Below are 18,309 nucleotides of genomic sequence, written 5' to 3' on the forward strand. Positions count from 1 at the left end.
ACACTACGGCACCGCCATCAACTGGAACGAGTTCCACACACCAGTCAGATACCCCAACACCACACTCTGACCAACACACAACCAAACCCACACACAGAACCTAAAACAACGCGTTTAGTTCCTATAGGCCAAGAGCAACTATTGTGATAGGTAAGTGAGTTCTATGCGTAAACGGTAATTGATGAACCGGGGCTGGACTGAGTTTTAATCTGTATTTCCCATTCTTTGAGGATTGTATCTACCTGCTCTTTGGAGACTGAGTTGGTAGAGGTATCGTATTCAAGTACGGCCTCGTAAGCTGCAACTGAATAAATATTGATTATTGAGTAGACCTTAGCTCTAAAGGAAGCATCATTTATAAGTTTTGTGACGGTAGCTTTATAAGTGTCTACATTGATTAATTGCTGTATAAGCGGCAAATTCATGACATATTTATCATCGGTTTTTTGTACAAGTGCATCAAGTGTAAATATGATGAAATGCGACTCATTCACAATGTGGGAGAAAACAATGAACGCTTTATACTTGTCAAGGTCTTTATCAAATAAAGCTGGAATGCAATTTGCATATAATCGCATGCTTTCGCCTGACAACGGTTTTATTGGGGACTTGGACTCCCATTGTTTGAGTCGATTACCGAGTTTAGTGCAAAGTACGTTGAGGTTATTTTCCCAACCTGCAGATCGGATGGGGAGATCTAATATAGAAATATAAGGTAAATTTGATGACAAATATTCAATGTTCTCGTAGGATTTCTCAGTGCGTGATTTTGGCGAAAGTTCAGCATGGATTTTATATGCGAGATAAGCGCACGATACAAGCGACAGTGGAGAGTCTGAATCCATGATTTGTTGAGTCAGCGTATCAAATAGAGTCTCATAATTCTGATATCTATAGCCCGCATTCAAAATGCTGAGAGCCACATTCAGAGTCATGTATCCTTGATTTATATTGCTGAACGTTTCTTCGAGATTGAGGCAAAAGTCTATCACTTTTGCAGCTCGATCATTATTGCTATTTCCGAGATACTTACCTGCCTTACTCGCGAATAGAGCGTTTTGGAAGATATTCCAGTGGTGCTTATCCATATTTGCAGAGTTTAGTGGATCATATAGCAGGAATTCCTTGTATTCATCTTCATGGAGACTATTTTGTTCAATTGATAAGCGGAAATATGCATCAAAATGTTCAAGTCTATATATATGACGATCTGCTCCACTGGGGTTGAGATATGAAAAAGAAATATTTTTCTGACCGTTGAAACGTAACGTTGACACTTTAGCAAAAGGGAATAGAGCTTTGACGGCTGCGCTATCCTGTCTACCTGTTTCACCATTGTGGGAATCCATATTTTGCAACAATTCTTCAAGACTATCTGAAGACTGCTCAATAGCAGTTTCTGCAGAAGATCGAGATGTGAACATTAACGGCATATTATGACTGCATATGAGGTTCTTGTGCTCGATGATCCATCTGTAGAGGCTCGGTCGAAATACCTCAATGCTTGTAATGCCCAATAGATCCCCTGGTTCAACATCGTCTTTTAAAACCTCATATCGTATTTTGAAATCATTTGTTAGGCGGATTGCATCTCGGATGTTATTGACAAACGGATCAATGCAGGCTCGGTAGATATCTATGAATGAGTTTGAACTTAAATCCGAACCTGTCAAGGCCGTATGCTCGCGTCTTTTTAAGTGTATGATGCTTTCTATCTCTGACGTGAGCATCGTTTCTATGACTTCTTTGGGTGGCTCCGGTAATCCTATAGGGACCTGGATTATTTTTTCCAGGTACTCATCACCTTTGTTGTGACAATTTTTGTCTAATGACTTAGTGACAACATCCCTATCATATAGGAGTACATATGTCACATAAGGAAGATCGCCTACTGCTTTAACAGCTCGGAGCATTTCGGATATTTCGCTATCTATCAAACGATCTAGGTCGTCAATAAATACGATAATTCTAGTTTTAGTTTTATTTAGCTTTTCCTTGAGTTTTCTTCGTTGTTCGGCGAGCAGCAGCATATCCGGGTTATAGGGGTTGAGACAGACTCCGATATTGTTAAAAAATGTCGCGATTTGATTAATTGTATAAGAGGAGCCTGGAACCAAAAAATTACTTGCAGCAGACAACAAAGAACTCCAACGATTTGAAAACGTAGATAACTTTAAAACTGTTCGAGAAACAGAATTGGTTTTGTTGGACAGTGTTTGTGCTATTTGTTTGAATAAAAGAGAAACTACCTGACCGCTGCCCGAGTACATCCAGGGTTCGAATTCAATGATATGGCATTCGTTCGTGTCCTCAGATGCTTTGAGTGCATTAATAAGCAAATTTTTTAACGATGTTTTGCCTGATCCCCATGGCCCATGAATACCAATGATGAGTCCGTGCGGGTCAGTGCTGTTAAGAAGAGCATCTGCAAGATTTTGTGTATATTCTGCTCGTTGATATTTATCTTCGGACTTGTCTGTAATTGGTTCATCGAAAAGCCAAGAAGAAGGCTGCTTTGAATCCCTTTTCATGCTACAAGGATACAATCTAAAGACAGGCGCTTACTGAAGCTTTGATGTTTAGTAGCCTCTTGTGTTTGTATTACGGATTCGATCCATGTTGGTTTGGACATTGATCTCTCTATCTGTGTGAATTCACTAAGGGTCAGATTTATCTGTGTTCGTACTTGATGCGCGAATCGAACCTCAACTTTTATTATTTTCTTCGCTTCGAGTTTTGCTACGAGAATTTCCAATGTTGAAAAGTCTGTGAACTGTATGGACAGTATTGACGTCAGGAAGTCGCAATAACCTCGTCCAAAATGTGACCATTCTCGGTCGTGCCTGCCCTCGGTTTTCTAATTTTGCTCTACCACAGAGAGAACTATCGAGAGGAAGTGGTCAGGAATCATGCAAAAGGTGCAGCGGTTCAGTGACTGGTTGACTAAGTGGTTCATCCTGGTGGTCCTGGTTTGGGCCGCCATCAACTTCTTTGTCCCGCAGATTAGCATTTGGGCCCGCAGCTACACCAACTACTTCCTGAGCATTATTCTCTTCGGCATGGGACTGACCCTGAGCCTGGACGACTTCAAGCGAATCGTCAAGATGCCGCTCATGGTCATCGTGGGCACCATAGCCCATTACCTGATCATGCCCCTGCTGGCCGTGCTGCTCTGCCGCATCTTCCGGCTGGACGGCATGATCGCTGTGGGCGTCATCCTGGTGGGCTGCTGCCCCTCGGGGACCTCCTCCAACGTCATGTCCTACCTGTCACGAGGAGACGTGGCCCTGGATGTGTCCATCGGTCTGCTTTCCACCCTGTGTGCGCCCTTCATGATTCCCATGCTGATGAACCTGCTGGCCAGCCAGTATGTGGCCATCCCCACCAAGCAGCTCTTCCTGACCGCCCTTGAGGTGGTGCTGATCCCCATCGCCCTGGGTCTGGCCGTCCACGCCATCTTCAAGGAGAAGGTGCAGAAGGTGACCGTGGCCCTGCCAGCCGTCTCGCAGATCGCCATCCTGTTCATCATCGGTGTGGTCGTCTCGGTCAACCATGCCAAGCTCTTCACCGCCGCCACCGCCCTGGTCCTGCCGGTGGTCATGCTCCACAACCTGTGCGGATACGGTCTGGGCTTCCTCTTCAGCCGGCTCATGTACCGCATCTACCCGAAGGGATTCCGCTACGCCCAGCAGAAGGCCATCACCTTCGAGGTGGGCATGCAGGATTCCGGACTGGGTGCGACCCTGGCCTTGCAGGCTTTCGCAACCGACCCGATTGTGGCCATCCCCTCCACCTTCTTCAGCGTCTGGCACAACATCTCCGGTTCGGTCCTGTCCGCCTGGTGGCGCCGGCATGACGACCGGCTGGGGATTGCCGCAGACTCCGCCCAGGGTCGTCCGGAACCGGCTCGCGCCTAGTTTCTGCAGCCCCTTGCCTGCGAGCGAACCGGCCCGGACAAAATCTAATCTCTACATGCCGGGTCCGGCCAGCAGAAAGCCCAGGGCCGTCAGCAGAGGCGGCAGGAAGATTGAAGCTGCTAGATAGCCCAGGGCTGCCAGGTGCCGTCTCTGTCGAGCCAGGGCCAACACTTCGTTGACCGCTGTCGAGAAAGTGGAGAAGCCACCCAGCAGTCCTGTGGCCAGCAGTAGCCGTCCCCAGTTAGGCAGTCCGTGGAAGGTGGCCAGGGCGGCCACCAGCCCTGCAGCCAATCCGGCCAACAAGTTGATGATCATGGTCGATAGGGGCAGGTCCACCTGCCAGCGGGCTTTGACCAGGGTATCCAGCAGGTAGCGCAGTCCGGCCCCCATGCCGCCACACAGGCAAATCAGCAACGTAAACGTAATGGTCATCGCACACCCGCCTGGATGCGTGCGGCCAAACGCGCTCCCAGCCCTGCCATGGCCCAGGAGACCAAGAGGCCTCCGGCAAAGGAGACCAGCAGGTAGGCAAGCGTTGCCCGGACTTGGTCGCCCGACAGTCCTTGGACCAGTTCCAGCGAGAGCGTGGACATGGTCGACAGCCCTCCGCACAGGCCCATGCCCAGACCCTTGTTGGTCATCTGCCTTCGGCGTGCATGTGCGCTTTTGGGAAGCCCGGCCAGGAAGGCGGTCAGCAGGGCGTAACCTGCGCAGGCGATTAGGTTGGCCAGGAGGGTTCCTGGATGCAGTGGGCCGCTCTGGCTCGGCAGCAGGCTCAGGGCGTACCGGCAGCCGGTGCCCAGTGTTCCGCCCAGTATCACCACCAGGGCCGTGGCCATATCAGGTCCGGTAGGGGGTTTGGTCATTGAGGTCTCGGTTCCCGACGGATCAGCGTCCGCAGGGTCAGGCTGGATGGCATGTGCCTGCACCCGGCCCACAGACGGGTCGTCGAATCGTGGTGCAGGAACTATCAGCAGTTTGCGGTTCGGGGCTCAAGCCCCGGGCGGGTTCCATCGCCCGGAGCCCATTCTAGGAGCCCAAGGGGACCGCAGCCGTCGCAGCTGCGAGACTGTTCACTCGGTGTGGTTCTCCGGGTCCAGGGTCAGCCGGTCGTCGTCGGCGTCGTAGTCGAAGAGCTCGCCGTAGCGGCCCCAGGTGATGGCGGTGTCGAACTGCTGGACGGCCTCCTTGTCCGAGTGGTGGGCCCGCAGCAGGTCCAGGATCAGGGAGCCATGCAGGCTCTTGTCGTCGCTGTTCTTCAGGGCCCGGTCGATGATGCGGATCAGCGGAACGTGGTCCATCAGCATCCGTGAGAACATCTCCTTGCTCTCCAGGATGTCCGCGTCGTGCCAGGCCCGGCCCTGGTCGGTCAGCCTGACGTGCCCGTTGTCCGCCTGGAAGATGCCCAGCATGAGTCCGGCGTCGATCAGGGGGAAGAGGTCGTCCACCTCGAAGGAGAGTTTGGCGGCCAGGTCGGCCAGGTCCATGCCGTTGGGCTGGTTGACCATGACATCGGCCAGACCGGCCAGGCCGCCGGGGGTGGCGTCGGGCAGGTTGCGTTCGGCGGTGTCCTCGTCCCGAACCGAGTCCCGCACGGCCTGACGGTTGCGCACCTTGGTCTGCAGACGGCGGCGGATGTCCTCGCTGTCACGCTGGCCGGTCAGGATGGAGTAGAGGTAGTCCACGCAGGACTGGAAGAGGTCGGACTGCTTGTCCCGAGGCCTGTCCAGGTTGATTGGCACGTTGGCGATGACCCGGCCGGGATGCGAGTCCAGGACCAGGACCCGGTCGGCCATCTCCACGGCCTCCTCGATGTTGTGGGTGACGATCAGGACCGACTTGACGCTGCCAGCCTCCTCGGACCAGACCTTGAGGACCTCCTGGCGAAGGTTCTCGGCAGTCAGCACGTCCAGGGCCGAGAAGGGCTCGTCCATGAAGAGGGCATCCGGCTTGAGGACCAGGGCACGGGCGATGCCCACGCGCTGGCGCATGCCGCCGGAGAGCTCCTTGGGGTAGGCGCTTTCGAAGCCGTCCAGGCCGATGGCGTCGATGGCGGCCAGGGAGAGTTTCTCGCGCTCCTTCTTGGGCACGCCACGGGCCTGCAGGCCCAGCTCCACGTTGTCCTTGACGGTCAGCCAGGGCATCAGGGCGAAGCTCTGGAAGACCAGGGCCACGCCGGGGTTGGGCCCGTCCAGCTGCTTGCCCCGGTATTCGACGCTGCCCTTGCTGGCCGGGACCAGGCCGGCCAGGATGCGCAGCAGGGTGGACTTGCCGGCGCCCGAGCGGCCCAGGATGGCCACCACCTCGCCCTCGTGCAGGGTGAAGTCGATGCTGTCCAGGACGGTCAGCTCCGCGCCCTTGTCGGACTGGTAGGTCTTGGTCACGTGCTCGGCCGTGATGATCCCATTGGAATTGATCTTGGTCATTGTCGAACCTCTCAGACTTCTCATGTCAGGGAATAGCGCCGTTGTGCCAGTGATTGCAGGGGAGACCAGAAGAACCGGTCGGCCAGGACCACGAAGATGCTCATGACGGCCACCCCCAGGATGATGCGGGGGGTGTCGCCGGTGGCGGTCACCTGGGCGATGTAGGCACCCAGGCCCTTGGCCGTCAGCTCGGTCTTGCCGTAGGAGACCACCTCGGAAACGATTGAGGCGTTCCAGGCCCCGCCGGCCGCGGTGATACCGCCGGTGCACCAGGAGCCGAACAGGGCCGGCAGGATAAGGGTCTTCCATCGCTGCCAGCGGTTCTGGCCCAGGCTGCGCGACATCTCCAGCAGGTCGTCGGGGATGGCCGAGGCCCCGGCGATGACGTTGAAGAGGATGTACCACTGGGTGCCCAGGGCCATGAGCAGGATGCTGCCCCAGTTGATGTCGATCCGCCAGATGATGAAGACCATGGTGACGAAGGGGAAGATGAAGTTGGCCGGGAAGGAGGCCAGGATCTGCACCAGGGGCTGCAGGTAACGGGAGATGCGCGGATTCATGCCGATCAGGGCGCCTATGGGCACCCAGACGATGGTGCAGACCACCATCAGGATCAGCACCCGCAGGAAGGTCAGCAGGCCCAGCTGGAAGACGTGGCCGACCTCGCCCAGGCCCAGCGGGCGGATGACCAGGCGGTCCAGCTGCCAGAGACCCCACAGGCCGATCAGGGCCAGGCAGGCCCACCAGACCAGGTCGCTTGCCCGCCTGCGTCCGCCGCCACGGCTCCAGCGCGCCCCGGTGCGGCCCAGGGGGCGGGTGATCCGGTCCAGCAGGTCGGCCAGGGGATGGCCCACCAGGCCCAAGAGGTCCTTGACCCCGGACAGGCGGATGATCGTCAGCACCAGGCTGCGCCGGGGCTCGGTGGACTGGCTGCTGGTGTAGCGGAACTTCTCGGCCCAGGCGGTCAGCGGCTTCCAGAGCAGGAAGTCAATCAGCAGCACCACCACGATCATGGTCAGGATGGCCAGGCCCACCTTGCCCAGGTCCTGCTCGGCGGTGGCCTCCTCCACGAAGGAGCCGATGCCGGGCAGGGCCAGGGTCCTGTTGTTGACCGAGATCATCTCGGAGGCGGTCAGGAAGAACCAGCCGCCGCCCATGCTCATCATGCAGTTCCAGAGCAGGGGGATCATGGAGTTGGGCACGTCCAGCTTCCAGAAGCGCTGCCAGCGGGTCAGGCGCATCAGCCTCACCGCCTCGTCCAGGTCGGAGGGCTCGCTGGTCAGGGAGTTATAGAAGGAGAAGGCCATGTTCCAGGCCTGGCTGGTGAAGATGGCGAAGATGGAGGCCGCCTCCACGCCCATGATGGATCCGGGGAAGAGGACCAGCCAGATGGAGATGGTGGCCGACAGGAAGCCCAGGACGGGCACCGACTGCAGGATGTCCAGCAGGGGGATGAGCACGGCGCCCAGGCGGCGGGAGCGCGCGGCGGCCAGGCCGTAGAGGAAGGCGAAGACCAGGGAGATGATCAGGGCCGTGAACATGCGGAAGAGGGAGCGCAGCGCGTAGTAGGGCAGGTTGGCCGGGTCGGTGGAGACGTGCGAGGGTACCCCGGCGGGGCCGATGGGCGCGCCCAGGGTCGGCAGCAGATAGGCCAGGGCCCCCAGCAGGACCAGAGCGCCAATGGCTACGGCCAGACCCGTCCATATGCGGGTGGAGCGCGATGCCTGGCTGCGGTCGTCGTTCAGTGGAGAACGGAGCATTCCTGGCAGTGCGACAGTATTCACGATGGCCTCCCTCCAAGGTGCGGAACATCCCTATCGGCAGCCTCGAAGACGGCGTGGCGATCGGCCATGAGCCGACCATTGTCATCGTTCAAGCTTCGGCTTCGCATGGTATTTGGCCCTGCATTAGTCCCTGCCTTGATCCGACGGGGACTGTTGACCTGCGCGGGGTGTCTCCACCACTTTGCGGCAGCATGCCTTGTCCATGCGGTAGCTTCACCTACCGACCACCCAATAACATAGATGGGCCCAAGAGCAGTGTCAAGCATTTGCCAAACCAGCGTTGCCAGCGTTGCCGTCCTTGCCAGGGCTGACAATGACAAGGGTCTGCACGCAGTCGGTGTAGGCGCGAAATGGAATGTAAGGAGTGAATCCCTATGAAGATCGTGGCAGTCACGGCCAACCCCGAACCCAAGAGTCTGACCGATGCGGCGGGCAACGCCCTGCTGGACGGTGCGGCCGAGGGCGGGGCTCGCACCGAGTTGATCGACCTTTGCGCCGAGGGGTTCAATCCCGTCTTCGGCATGGAGGACAGGACCCACTACCTGGGCCAGGGACCCATGCCCGAGGATGTCCAGGCCATGCAGGAGCGGATCAAGGATGCGGACGTGCTGGCCCTGGTCTTCCCTATATATTGGTACAGCATGCCGGCCATCATGAAGGGCTTCATCGACCGGGTCATCTGCAGGGGCTTCGCTTACCACGCTGATGGCACCCCGGGTGCCCTGGCAGGACGCCGGGTGGAGCTCGTCATGCTGACCGGCGGAGACAAGGAATGGTACCGGTCCAGTGGCATCGGTGAGGCCTTGGACAACCAGCTGGGCAGGCAGACCTTCCTCAAGTACTGCCAGGTCGCCCAGGTGGAGACCATCTATGTGGACAATCTGGATTCGGGCAACGATGACCAGCAGGCGCGGGAGGCCGCCGACCGGCACCTGGTGGCCCTGGCCTTGAAGGGTCGTCAGCTGGCCGCAGGGAACGAGCCCGGAGCTGGCCAGGACGCTCAGTGACGCTCAGCATCGGATTCGTCTTCGATGACACCCTGGACGTCTTTGACGGAGTCCAGCAGCACATTCTGACCCTGGGACGGGAGCTGGGCAGGCGGGGCCACAGGGTCCAGTATCTGGTCGGTCAGACCGCCCATCCGCCGGTTGACGGGGTTCACTCCCTGTCCCGCAACGTCATGGTCTCCTTCAACGGCAACAGGATGCGCATACCGCTGCCGGCGCCCAAGGCGCCCATCCGCCGGGTCCTTGAGGCCGGGCACTTCGACCTGCTGCACGTCCAGGCCCCCTACAGCCCCTTCCTGGCCGGGCGGGTCATCCGCGCCGCGGACCCGGCAACAGCCCTGGTGGCCACCTATCACATCGCCCCCACAGGGAGCCTGCAGCTGCTGGGCGGCCGGCTGCTGGGGATGATCAACCGCAGGACCCATAGGCGCATCGACAGGATCATCGCAGTCTCGCCTGTGGCGGCCAGCTATGCCCGGCAGACTGCCGGCGCGCCCAGCAGGGTGGTGGCCAACCCCGTGGATGTGGATGCCCTGCGCCGGGCCCGACAGGCCGCTGGCGACCAGAAGGTGGCGCGGCTGCACGGCCAGGGGCCGCATCTGGTCTTCCTGGGGCGGTTCGTGGCCCGCAAGGGGGCGGGGACCCTGCTTTCGGCCCTCCAGGCGGGGGAGCGGGCCGGCGTCCTTCCCGAAGGCTTGCATGTGACCATGGCCGGCAAGGGCCCGCTGCTGGAGGACTGCCGTCGGAAGGCCGCCGCCCTGCGCATCCCGGTGGCTTTCCCTGGCTTCGTGGACGAGAAGGACAAGCCCGCCCTGCTGGCATCCTCCGACCTGACCGTCTTTCCCTCCACCGGGGGCGAGTCCTTTGGCATCGTCCTGCTGGAGGCCATCGCCTCGGGCACGGCCCCTGTGCTGGCCGGGGACAATCCCGGCTACCGGTCCACCCTGATGGGCGACGAGCGGGCTCTGGTCCCTGTCGACTCGCCCAACACACCCGATCTGCTGGCCCGGCGAATCGCCCAGGCCTTGGGGGACCCCTCCTGGAGGCGGAACGTGCGCCATGACCAGCTGGCGCTCTTGGATCGCTACGACGTGACCACGGTGGCCGATCAGGTGGAGGAGGTCTACCGGCAAGCCATCCAGGACCGCCGTCTCATGTAGGCTAGGTACATGTCATTCTTCGATTTCTTCGGTTCCATGTTCGACCCTGAGGACGGTCCAGGCGGACCAGGCCGGCGTCGCAATGACGACGACCCGGTCATCCTGCATGTGCAGACCGATGGGGAGGGTCCCGGCCAAGGGGGCGGCGGCACGCCCCGTTTCCGCTTCGCCGGACCAGGTGACCCCCGGCTGACCTCCCGCAAGAAGGACAATAACGGACCTTCCCGGGGCATGCGGATTCTGGCCGTGGTTGTCGCTGTCGTCCTGGTCGTCCTCCTGCTCTTGTTCGGGCTCAGCCGTTTCATCACCGATGTCATGTGGTTCTCCCAGCTGGGGGCGGCACGGATTGTCTGGACACAGCTGGGCATCAAGGTGGGCCTGTGGCTGGCCTACGCCCTGCTGCTGGCCGCAGTGACCCTGCTCTCGGCCTTCCTGGCCATCCGCAGCCGTCCCGATTCGCCTGACGGGTCCACCATCAGGGTCAGGGGCGATCTGATCGAGGTCGGCAAGGGGGTCTCTTCACGCAAGGCGCTCAAGGTGGCCGCGGTGGTCTCCCTGGTCGTCGGTGTTTTCTTCGGCTTCCAGTTCAACGCCGACTGGAAGCAGGTGCTCCTGCTCTTCAACGCCCAGTCCTTCGGGGTGCGCGATCCCCAGTTCGGCTTGGATAACGGCTTCTATGTCTTCATCCTGCCCGGGCTGCGGCTGCTGGTCTCCTCCTTGCTGATGATGCTGCTGGCGGCCACGGTCTTCAGCCTGGTCACCAACTTCCTCATGGGCGGCATTCGGCTGACCATGCCCGTGCAGGGCCGCGGCATTCTGGAGATGACCCGTTCCGCCCGTCGCCAGGTGGCCGTCTGGCTGGTCCTGTTCATGCTGGTCTGGGCCGGCGACACGGCCCTGGGCGTCTTCGGCAGGCTGACCGAGGAGGGCGACCGGATCACCGGTGCCTCCTACACTTCAGTCAAGGCGGCCATTCCCGTCACCCTGATCATGGCTGTGGTCATGGCTTTGCTAGGCATCATCCTGGCTGTCTGGATTCTGAGGTCGCCCACCCTGGAACCCGGCCGTGTCCATGCGGGATCGCTGGGGTCGGCTGTCAAGCAGTGGCGTGTTCCTGTCCTTGCTGTGGCCGTCACCATTGTGCTGTCCCTGTTGCTGACTGTTTTCTGGCCGGCCTTGGTCCAGCGCTTCCGGGTCAATCCCAACGCCCAGGAGATGGAGTCCGCCTACATCCAGCGCAACATCGCCGCCACCACCAAGGCCTATGGGCTGGATAAGCTCAAGACTGAGTCCTATGACGCTACCACCGAGGTCCAGTCGGGTGCCCTCTCCCGGGATGCGGAGACCACTGCACAGATTCGTCTGCTGGATCCCCAGGTGGTTTCCCCCACATTCCGTCAGCTGCAGCAGTCCAAGCAGTACTACACCTTTGAGGACACCCTGGCCGTCGATAAGTACGATATTGACGGAGTCAGCCAAGACACGGTCATCGGGGCCCGCGAACTGGACCTGGAGGGCAATGACAACCGCAACTGGGTCAATGACCACACGGTCTTCACCCACGGCTACGGCATCGTGGCCGCATACGGCAACAAGGTCACCCCGGACGGGCAGCCCGAGTTCTTCGAACAGGACATCCCCACGAAGGGCAAACTGACCGACAGCCAGCACTACGAGCCGAGGATCTACTTCTCGCCCAACGCGCCCGAGTACTCCATCGTCGGCGCGCCCCAGGGCTCCTCAGGCTGGGAGTTCGACTATCCCACCGGCTCCAAGGGAGCCACCAACACCTTCAAGGGCAACGGCGGTCCCTCGGTGGGCAACTTCCTGGCCCGGGTCCTCTACGCCATCCGCTTTGGATCCGACCAGATCCTCTTCTCGGACCGCGTCACCCCCGACTCGCAGATCCTCTACAACCGCTCGCCCAAGGAGCGCGTGGCCCAGATCGCCCCCTATCTGACCCTGGACGGGCGCGTCTACCCGGCTGTGGTGGATGGCCGGGTCAAGTGGATCGTCGACGGCTACACCACCTCTGACGCCTACCCCTACTCCCAGAAGGTGGACCTGGGTCCCATCACCCAGGACACGACCACCCTGAGCTCGGAGGCCGTCAAGGGACTGGGCTCCCAGAAGGCCAACTACATCCGCAACTCCGTCAAGGCTACGGTCGATGCCTACGACGGCTCGGTGGATCTGTATGCCTGGGATGCCAAGGATCCGGTGCTCAAGGCCTGGCAGAAGGTCTTCCCCGGCCAGTTCAAGCCCCTCTCGTCCATTTCGGGCGACCTGATGAGCCATATGCGCTACCCGGAGAGCCTGTTCAAGGTGCAGCGCCAGCTCCTTTCCCAGTACCACGTCAACTCGGCCAGCCAGTTCTTCTCCGGCGAGGACTTCTGGCAGACCCCCGTGGATCCGACCGGAACCAGCAAGGAGCAGAAGGCCGGGGTCAAGCAGCCTCCCTACTATCTGACCCTGCAGACTCCTGGCACTGACAAGCCCGCCTTCTCGCTGACCTCCACCTTCATCCCCGCCGGCACCTCCACCAGGGAGATTCTGACCGGTTTCCTGTCCGTGGATTCCGACGCCGGGTCCACCAAGGGGGTGATAGGACCGGACTACGGGACCATCCGGCTGATGGAGCTGCCCAAGAATTCCAATGTTCCCGGCCCCGGGCAGGCCCAGAACAACTTCAACTCGGACGCTGCGGTCTCCACCGAGCTCAACCTGCTCCAGTCCGGGTCAACCAAGGTCAAACGCGGCAACCTGCTGACACTGCCCATAGGCGGCGGGCTGATCTACATCCAGCCGGTCTACGTCCAGTCCAGCGGCGCCACCAGCTTCCCCCTGCTCAAGCGGGTTTTGGTGGCCTTCGGGGACAAGGTGTCGTCGTCCGCTACCCTGGATGCGGCTCTTGACAAGACCTTCCAGGGCAACTCGGGCGCATCGGCCGGCGATGCCGACAACACCGGACGCACCAAATCTGATGCTGATCAGAGCGAGCAATCCGGTAAGGCCCCGGATAAGACCGCAGGGTCTGGCGGGGCTTCGGCCACGGCAGGACAGGCCCTGAAACAGGCCTTGGACAAGGCCAACCAGGCCATGAGCGACGGCGATGCCGCCTTGAAGAAGGGCGACTTCAGCGCCTACGGCGAGGCGCAGAACCGTCTGCGCGAAGCCCTCAAGGAGGCCTCCGACCAGGAGGGCGGCAACAAGTGAGCGCCACCCCGCGCATCCGGCTCTGCCGCCGCGGGGACCTGGAGGCGGTTACCGCCATCTACAACCAGGCCGTCATGGATGGCGGTTCCACGGCGGATACGGCCCCGGTCAGCCTGGACCAGCGCCTGCAATGGTGGCTGGACCACGATCCTGACCAGGGCCATCCGGTCCTGGTCCTGGAGCAGGAGGGCAAGGTGCTGGCCTTCGGCTCCCTGTCGGCCTACTATGATCGGCCCGGCTACCAGGAGACCTGCGAGCTGAGCTACTACGTGGATCGCGGCAGCCGTGGGCGTGGCCTGAGCGCCCTGATGGTCCATTCCCTGCTGGAGCGCGCCCGGCAGGTGGGCATGCGTCTGGCTGTGGCCATCATCTTCGATGACAACTCGGCCTCCAAGGCCCTACTGCACCGGTTCGGATTCAGCCGCTTCGGCCTTCTGCCCCAGGCCGCCTGGGATCGGTATGTCCTGCATGATGTCTCCTACTGGAACCTGTCCCTTGAGCGAAACGGGGTCGGGGAGCCTGTGTAGAATCTCACCGTCCCGTTTGAGAGCAGGAGGTATCACCTACATGGCATCCGATTTCTGGCTGATAGCCGGACTGGGCAACCCGGGTGACGAGTACAAGGGCACCAGGCACAACATGGGCTTCATGTGCGCCGATCTGCTGGCCGAACGCTGGTCGGTCAACCTGCGCGACCATAAGGGTCTGGCCCAGCTGGGCCGTGGCACCCTGGATCTTGACGGACGCCGCACACCCTTCTTCCTGGCCAAGCCGCTGACCTTCATGAACGACTCCGGTGATGCCCTGGCCTCCATCTGCTCGTACTATCACATACCTGTTGGCCGGGTCGTGGTCATCCATGACGATATGGACCTGGAGTTCGGCCGGATCAAGGTCAAGGCCGGCGGGTCCTCGGGCGGGCACAATGGCATTCGTTCCATCGACCGCTCCCTGGGCAGCAACGCCTACGCCCGGGTCCGCATGGGCGTGGGGCATGCCCGAGGAGGTCCTGACGCCCACCAGCGCACTGTGGACTGGGTGCTGGGCACCTTTGCCGGCGACCAGCGCAAGCGTCTGCCTGAGTTTTTGGCCGACGGCGCGGACGCCGCGGAAACCGTAATCATCAAGGGCCTCAGCCAGGCTCAGGAGCAGTTCAATGGTCGATGAGCATACCCAGAAGTCGGAGTCACAGGAATCGCTGAATGGATCCCTGCGTCCCCTCCTGGACGACCTGCAGGCAGACGCTGCCTTCACCAGATTGGTCCAAGGAGACTCCCAGCCTGCCGCCGACACCGACACCTCCCTCATGGTCCAGGCTCCCCAGGGCATCAGGCCAGCCCTGGCGGCCGCAGCTGCTGGACGTGCCCCGGTCGTCCTGGTGGTCCCCTCCGAGCGTGACGCCCAGGAGATGACCGGCGCCATCCGCTCCTGGTATGAGGGCGACCCGGGTGATGTGGCCCTGCTGCGCTCCTGGGAGACCCTGCCTCACGAACGGCTCTCGCCCCGGGCAGACACCGTGGCCTCACGGATGGCCGTCTTCAGGCGGCTGGCCCATCCGGTCCAGGGCGACCCTGACTTCGGACCCGTCCGCATCCTGGTCATGCCCGTGCGCTCCCTGCTGCAGCCGGTGGTCAAGGGTCTGCAGGATGTGGAGCCCCTAATCTTTCTGCGCGGCCAGGACCTGCCCCTGGATCAGGCCGTCGAAGCTCTGGTCCGCAACGCCTATACCCGGGTGGACCTGGTCATGGAGCGCGGCCAGTTCGCCGTCCGAGGCGGCATCCTGGATGTTTTCGTCCCCACCATGGCCCACCCGGTGCGCATCGAGTTCTTCGGCGACGAGGTGGACACCATCCGCAGCTTCCACGCCTCCGACCAGCGCACCTACGGCCCTGACCTGGACCGGATCTGGGCGCCGCCCTGCCGCGAGCTGCAGCTGACCGATCAGGTTCGCGCCCGCGCCCGCTCCCTGATCGGGAGCATCCCCAACGCTGACGACATGCTGGAGTCCATCGCCCAGGCCATTCCGGTGGAGGGTATGGAATCCCTCCTGCCTGCCCTGGTCGAGGACCTGGTGCCGGTAGGGTCCATGCTGCCCGAGGGCGCTCTGATTCTGCTCTCGGAGCCGCAGCTGCTGGCCCGCTCCGCCCAGGACCTGGTCAAGACCGCCAACGAGTTCCTGGCCGCCAGCTGGCATGTGGCCGCCTCCGGGCAGGGCTCGGGCGCGCCCATCAGCTTCGACAGGGCCAGCTTCCTGGACTACGACGAGGTCATCTCATCCCTGGAGTACCGCAAGGGGGAGGTCTGGAAGCTGACCGACCTTTCGGTGGACCCGGACCGGGAGGGGGCCGAGCGTCTGGATGCCCTGGCACCGGACCAGTACCGCGGCGACGAGGATAGGGCCGCCTCGGGCATCGCCTCCCTGCTGGAGCGCGGCGACCGGGTTGTGGTGACCGCTCCGGCCCAGGGAACCCTGAGCCGTCTGCGCCGGGCCGTGCAGACCACTGGTGTTGTCGGGGTGGAGTACCACCGTTCCCTGGCCGTGGACGGCTTCGTGGACCAGTCCGCCCATCTGGCCCTGCTGACCGAGCGGGACCTGACCGGGCGCACCAGCGTGGCCGCAGGCAGCAAGACCTCCAACCGCCGGCGCAAGGCCATCGACCTGGACGAGCTCAAACCCGGCGACTACGTGGTCCACGACCAGCACGGCATCGGCCGCTTCCTGGGCATGCGCCAGCGCAGCGTGGGCGTGGGCCCCAGCAAGGGCAGCCGGGAGTACCTGGTTCTGGAGTACGCACCCTCCAAACGCAACGCCCCGCCAGACAAGCTCTTCGTGCCGGCCGACCAGCTGGACCAGGTCAGCCGCTACATCGGCGCCGAGATCCCCAGGCTCAACAAGCTGGGCGGATCCGACTGGTCGGCCACCAAGGCCAAGGCCCGCAAGCACGTCCACAAGATCGCCCAGGGCCTGGTCAAGCTCTACTCGGCCCGGCAGCGCACCAAGGGCTTCGCCTTCAGCCCCGACACCCCATGGCAGAAGGAGCTGGAGGATGCCTTCCCCTACCAGGAGACCCCCGACCAGCTGACCGCCATCGACGAGGTCAAGGCCGACATGGAGAAGCCGGTGCCCATGGACCGCCTGATCTGCGGGGATGTGGGCTTCGGCAAGACCGAAATAGCCATCCGCGCCGCCTTCAAGGCCGTTCAGGACGGCAAGCAGGTGGTGGTCCTGGTGCCCACGACCCTGCTGGTCCAGCAGCACTATCAGACCTTCACCGAGCGGTTCGAAGGCTTTCCGGTGGACGTGGCCGCCATGAGCCGCTTCCAGACCGCCAGGGAGAACCAGGCCACCATGGAGGGCCTGGCCAGGGGGGCCGTGGACGTGGTCATCGGCACCCACAAGCTGCTCAACCCGCGCATCCGCTTCAAGGATCTGGGCCTGATGATCGTGGACGAGGAGCAGCGCTTCGGCGTGGAGGCCAAGGAGACCCTCAAGGCCATGCGGACCAATGTGGACGTCCTGTCCCTGTCGGCCACGCCCATTCCGCGCACCCTGGAGATGGCGGTGACCGGCATCCGGGAGATGTCCACCCTGGCCACGCCCCCCGAGGACCGTCTGCCGGTGCTGACCTATGTGGGCGCCTATGAGGACGCCCAGGTGACGGCGGCCATTCGCCGTGAGCTCCTGCGCGGGGGGCAGATCTTCTACATCCACAACCGGGTGGAGGACATCGGCAAGGTCTCGGCCAAGGTGCAGACCCTGGTCCCCGAGGCCAAGGTGGGCGTGGCCCACGGCAAGATGGGGGAGAAGCAGCTGGACGGGGTCATCCGCGACTTCTGGCACCGGGACATCGATGTGCTGGTCTGCACGACCATCGTCGAGACCGGACTAGATATCCCCAACGCCAACACGCTGATCGTGGACCGGGCCGACCGCTTCGGACTCTCCCAGCTCCACCAGCTGCGCGGCCGGGTGGGACGCGGCCGGGAGCGCGCCTACGCCTACTTCCTCTACGACCCCAGCAAGCCGATGACCCAGACCGCCCACGACAGGCTGGCCACCATCGCCCAGAATACGGCCCTGGGGTCCGGCTACGACGTGGCCATGAAGGACCTGGAGCTGCGCGGCACCGGCAATCTGCTGGGCGACGAGCAGTCCGGCCACATCGAGGGGGTCGGCTTCGACCTTTACGTGCGCATGGTCTCCGAGGCGGTGGAAGAGTACAAGGAGCCCGGGCGGACCGAGCCGGTCACCGTCAGCATCGACCTGCCCCTGGAGGCCTCCATTCCGGTGGACTACATCGACTCGGACAAGCTGCGTCTGGAGGCCTACCGCAAGCTGGCCTCGGCCCGCAACGAGCAGGATCTGCGCGACCTGCACGAGGAGCTGACCGACCGATACGGACGTCCGCCCGCCCAGTTCGACACCCTCTTCGCGGTGGCCAGGCTGCGGGCCAAGGCTCGCTCCCTGGGCATTTCGGAGATCGCCTCCCAGGGCTCCCGGGTGCGGATCAGGCCCGTGACCATGCCCGACTCCCTGCAGGCCAGGATCGCACGAATATACAAGGGCAGCCAGTACCGCCCGGTGACGCAGACCCTGCTGATCCCGGCGCCCTTCGCGGGCTCCCTGGGATCGGGCCCCATGGATTCGACGGCCATGACCGCCTGGGTGGACACCCTGCTGGACGACCTGGCCTGGGGGCTGCCCAAGTCCTCGGACGATGGCACGCCAGCGGGTCCCGCCCCCGTCCAACAAAACTAGTATCCTGTAAGAGACATCACAACAACTTATTGAAGGAGCA

General features: G+C 61.5%; 12 protein-coding genes and 2 riboswitches. Of the genes, 7 read left to right on the forward strand and 5 right to left on the reverse strand.

Features of this window, described 5'->3' with window-relative positions; genetic code table 11:
* Positions 1–161 precede the first annotated feature (161 nt).
* The gene (locus ACGG9J_RS00005) at positions 162–2,531 is read right to left on the reverse strand and encodes a KAP family P-loop NTPase fold protein (protein ID WP_390132459.1); all 2,370 of its coding nucleotides are present in this window, start codon (positions 2,529–2,531) and stop codon (positions 162–164) included.
* Positions 2,532–2,909: 378 nt separating this feature from the next.
* Between ACGG9J_RS00005 and ACGG9J_RS00010 the strand changes: the two genes are divergently transcribed.
* On the forward strand, positions 2,910–3,917 hold the full coding sequence (locus tag ACGG9J_RS00010) for a bile acid:sodium symporter family protein (RefSeq protein WP_390132461.1): 1,008 nt from the start codon (positions 2,910–2,912) through the stop codon (positions 3,915–3,917).
* 51 nt (positions 3,918–3,968) lie between these two features.
* Here the strand turns inward: ACGG9J_RS00010 and ACGG9J_RS00015 are convergent, their stop codons facing one another.
* From ACGG9J_RS00015 to ACGG9J_RS00030, 4 genes are all read right to left on the reverse strand, one after another.
* A complete protein-coding gene (locus ACGG9J_RS00015; protein ID WP_390132464.1) occupies positions 3,969–4,349 on the reverse strand; it encodes a fluoride efflux transporter FluC in 381 nt (126 codons plus the stop codon).
* A complete protein-coding gene (locus tag ACGG9J_RS00020; protein ID WP_390132466.1) occupies positions 4,346–4,783 on the reverse strand; it encodes a FluC/FEX family fluoride channel in 438 nt (145 codons plus the stop codon). Before ACGG9J_RS00020 ends, ACGG9J_RS00015 begins: the two co-directional genes overlap by 4 nt.
* Positions 4,784–4,871: 88 nt before the next feature.
* A riboswitch (Fluoride riboswitch) is annotated at positions 4,872–4,944 on the reverse strand.
* A gap of 46 nt (positions 4,945–4,990) precedes the next feature.
* Positions 4,991–6,343, reverse strand: a complete 1,353-nt coding sequence (locus ACGG9J_RS00025; protein WP_390132468.1) for an ABC transporter ATP-binding protein — start codon at positions 6,341–6,343, stop codon at positions 4,991–4,993.
* A 20-nt stretch (positions 6,344–6,363) separates the two neighbouring features.
* Positions 6,364–8,103: an ABC transporter permease gene (locus ACGG9J_RS00030; protein WP_390135265.1), complete on the reverse strand. Its 1,740-nt coding sequence runs from the start codon at positions 8,101–8,103 to the stop codon at positions 6,364–6,366.
* 97 nt (positions 8,104–8,200) lie between these two features.
* Positions 8,201–8,359: riboswitch (M-box (ykoK) riboswitch) on the reverse strand.
* A gap of 142 nt (positions 8,360–8,501) precedes the next feature.
* Between ACGG9J_RS00030 and ACGG9J_RS00035 the strand changes: the two genes are divergently transcribed.
* Genes ACGG9J_RS00035 through mfd form a run of 6 tightly spaced genes read left to right on the forward strand, consistent with a single transcriptional unit; the run spans position 8,502 to position 18,269 of the window.
* A complete protein-coding gene (locus ACGG9J_RS00035; protein WP_390132470.1) occupies positions 8,502–9,134 on the forward strand; it encodes an NAD(P)H-dependent oxidoreductase in 633 nt (210 codons plus the stop codon).
* Positions 9,131–10,294 (forward strand): glycosyltransferase family 4 protein, encoded by a 1,164-nt coding sequence (locus tag ACGG9J_RS00040; protein ID WP_390132472.1) that lies wholly within the window; start codon positions 9,131–9,133, stop codon positions 10,292–10,294. The genes ACGG9J_RS00035 and ACGG9J_RS00040 overlap by 4 nt, the downstream gene beginning before the upstream one ends.
* A gap of 9 nt (positions 10,295–10,303) precedes the next feature.
* Positions 10,304–13,510: a UPF0182 family membrane protein gene (locus ACGG9J_RS00045; protein ID WP_390132474.1), complete on the forward strand. Its 3,207-nt coding sequence runs from the start codon at positions 10,304–10,306 to the stop codon at positions 13,508–13,510.
* Entirely contained in the window at positions 13,507–14,037 is a 531-nt protein-coding gene (locus ACGG9J_RS00050; protein ID WP_390132476.1) for a GNAT family N-acetyltransferase, read from the forward strand. The genes ACGG9J_RS00045 and ACGG9J_RS00050 overlap by 4 nt, the downstream gene beginning before the upstream one ends.
* A 40-nt stretch (positions 14,038–14,077) precedes the next feature.
* The gene (pth, locus tag ACGG9J_RS00055; RefSeq protein ID WP_390132478.1) at positions 14,078–14,677 is read left to right on the forward strand and encodes an aminoacyl-tRNA hydrolase; all 600 of its coding nucleotides are present in this window, start codon (positions 14,078–14,080) and stop codon (positions 14,675–14,677) included.
* The gene (gene mfd, locus ACGG9J_RS00060) at positions 14,667–18,269 is read left to right on the forward strand and encodes a transcription-repair coupling factor (RefSeq protein WP_390132480.1); all 3,603 of its coding nucleotides are present in this window, start codon (positions 14,667–14,669) and stop codon (positions 18,267–18,269) included. Before pth ends, mfd begins: the two co-directional genes overlap by 11 nt.
* The last annotated feature ends 40 nt before the right edge of the window (positions 18,270–18,309 follow it).

This window comes from Bifidobacterium apicola (genome assembly GCF_042846865.1).
In the GTDB taxonomy this organism is placed as follows: Bacteria; Actinomycetota; Actinomycetes; order Actinomycetales; family Bifidobacteriaceae; genus Bombiscardovia; species Bombiscardovia apicola.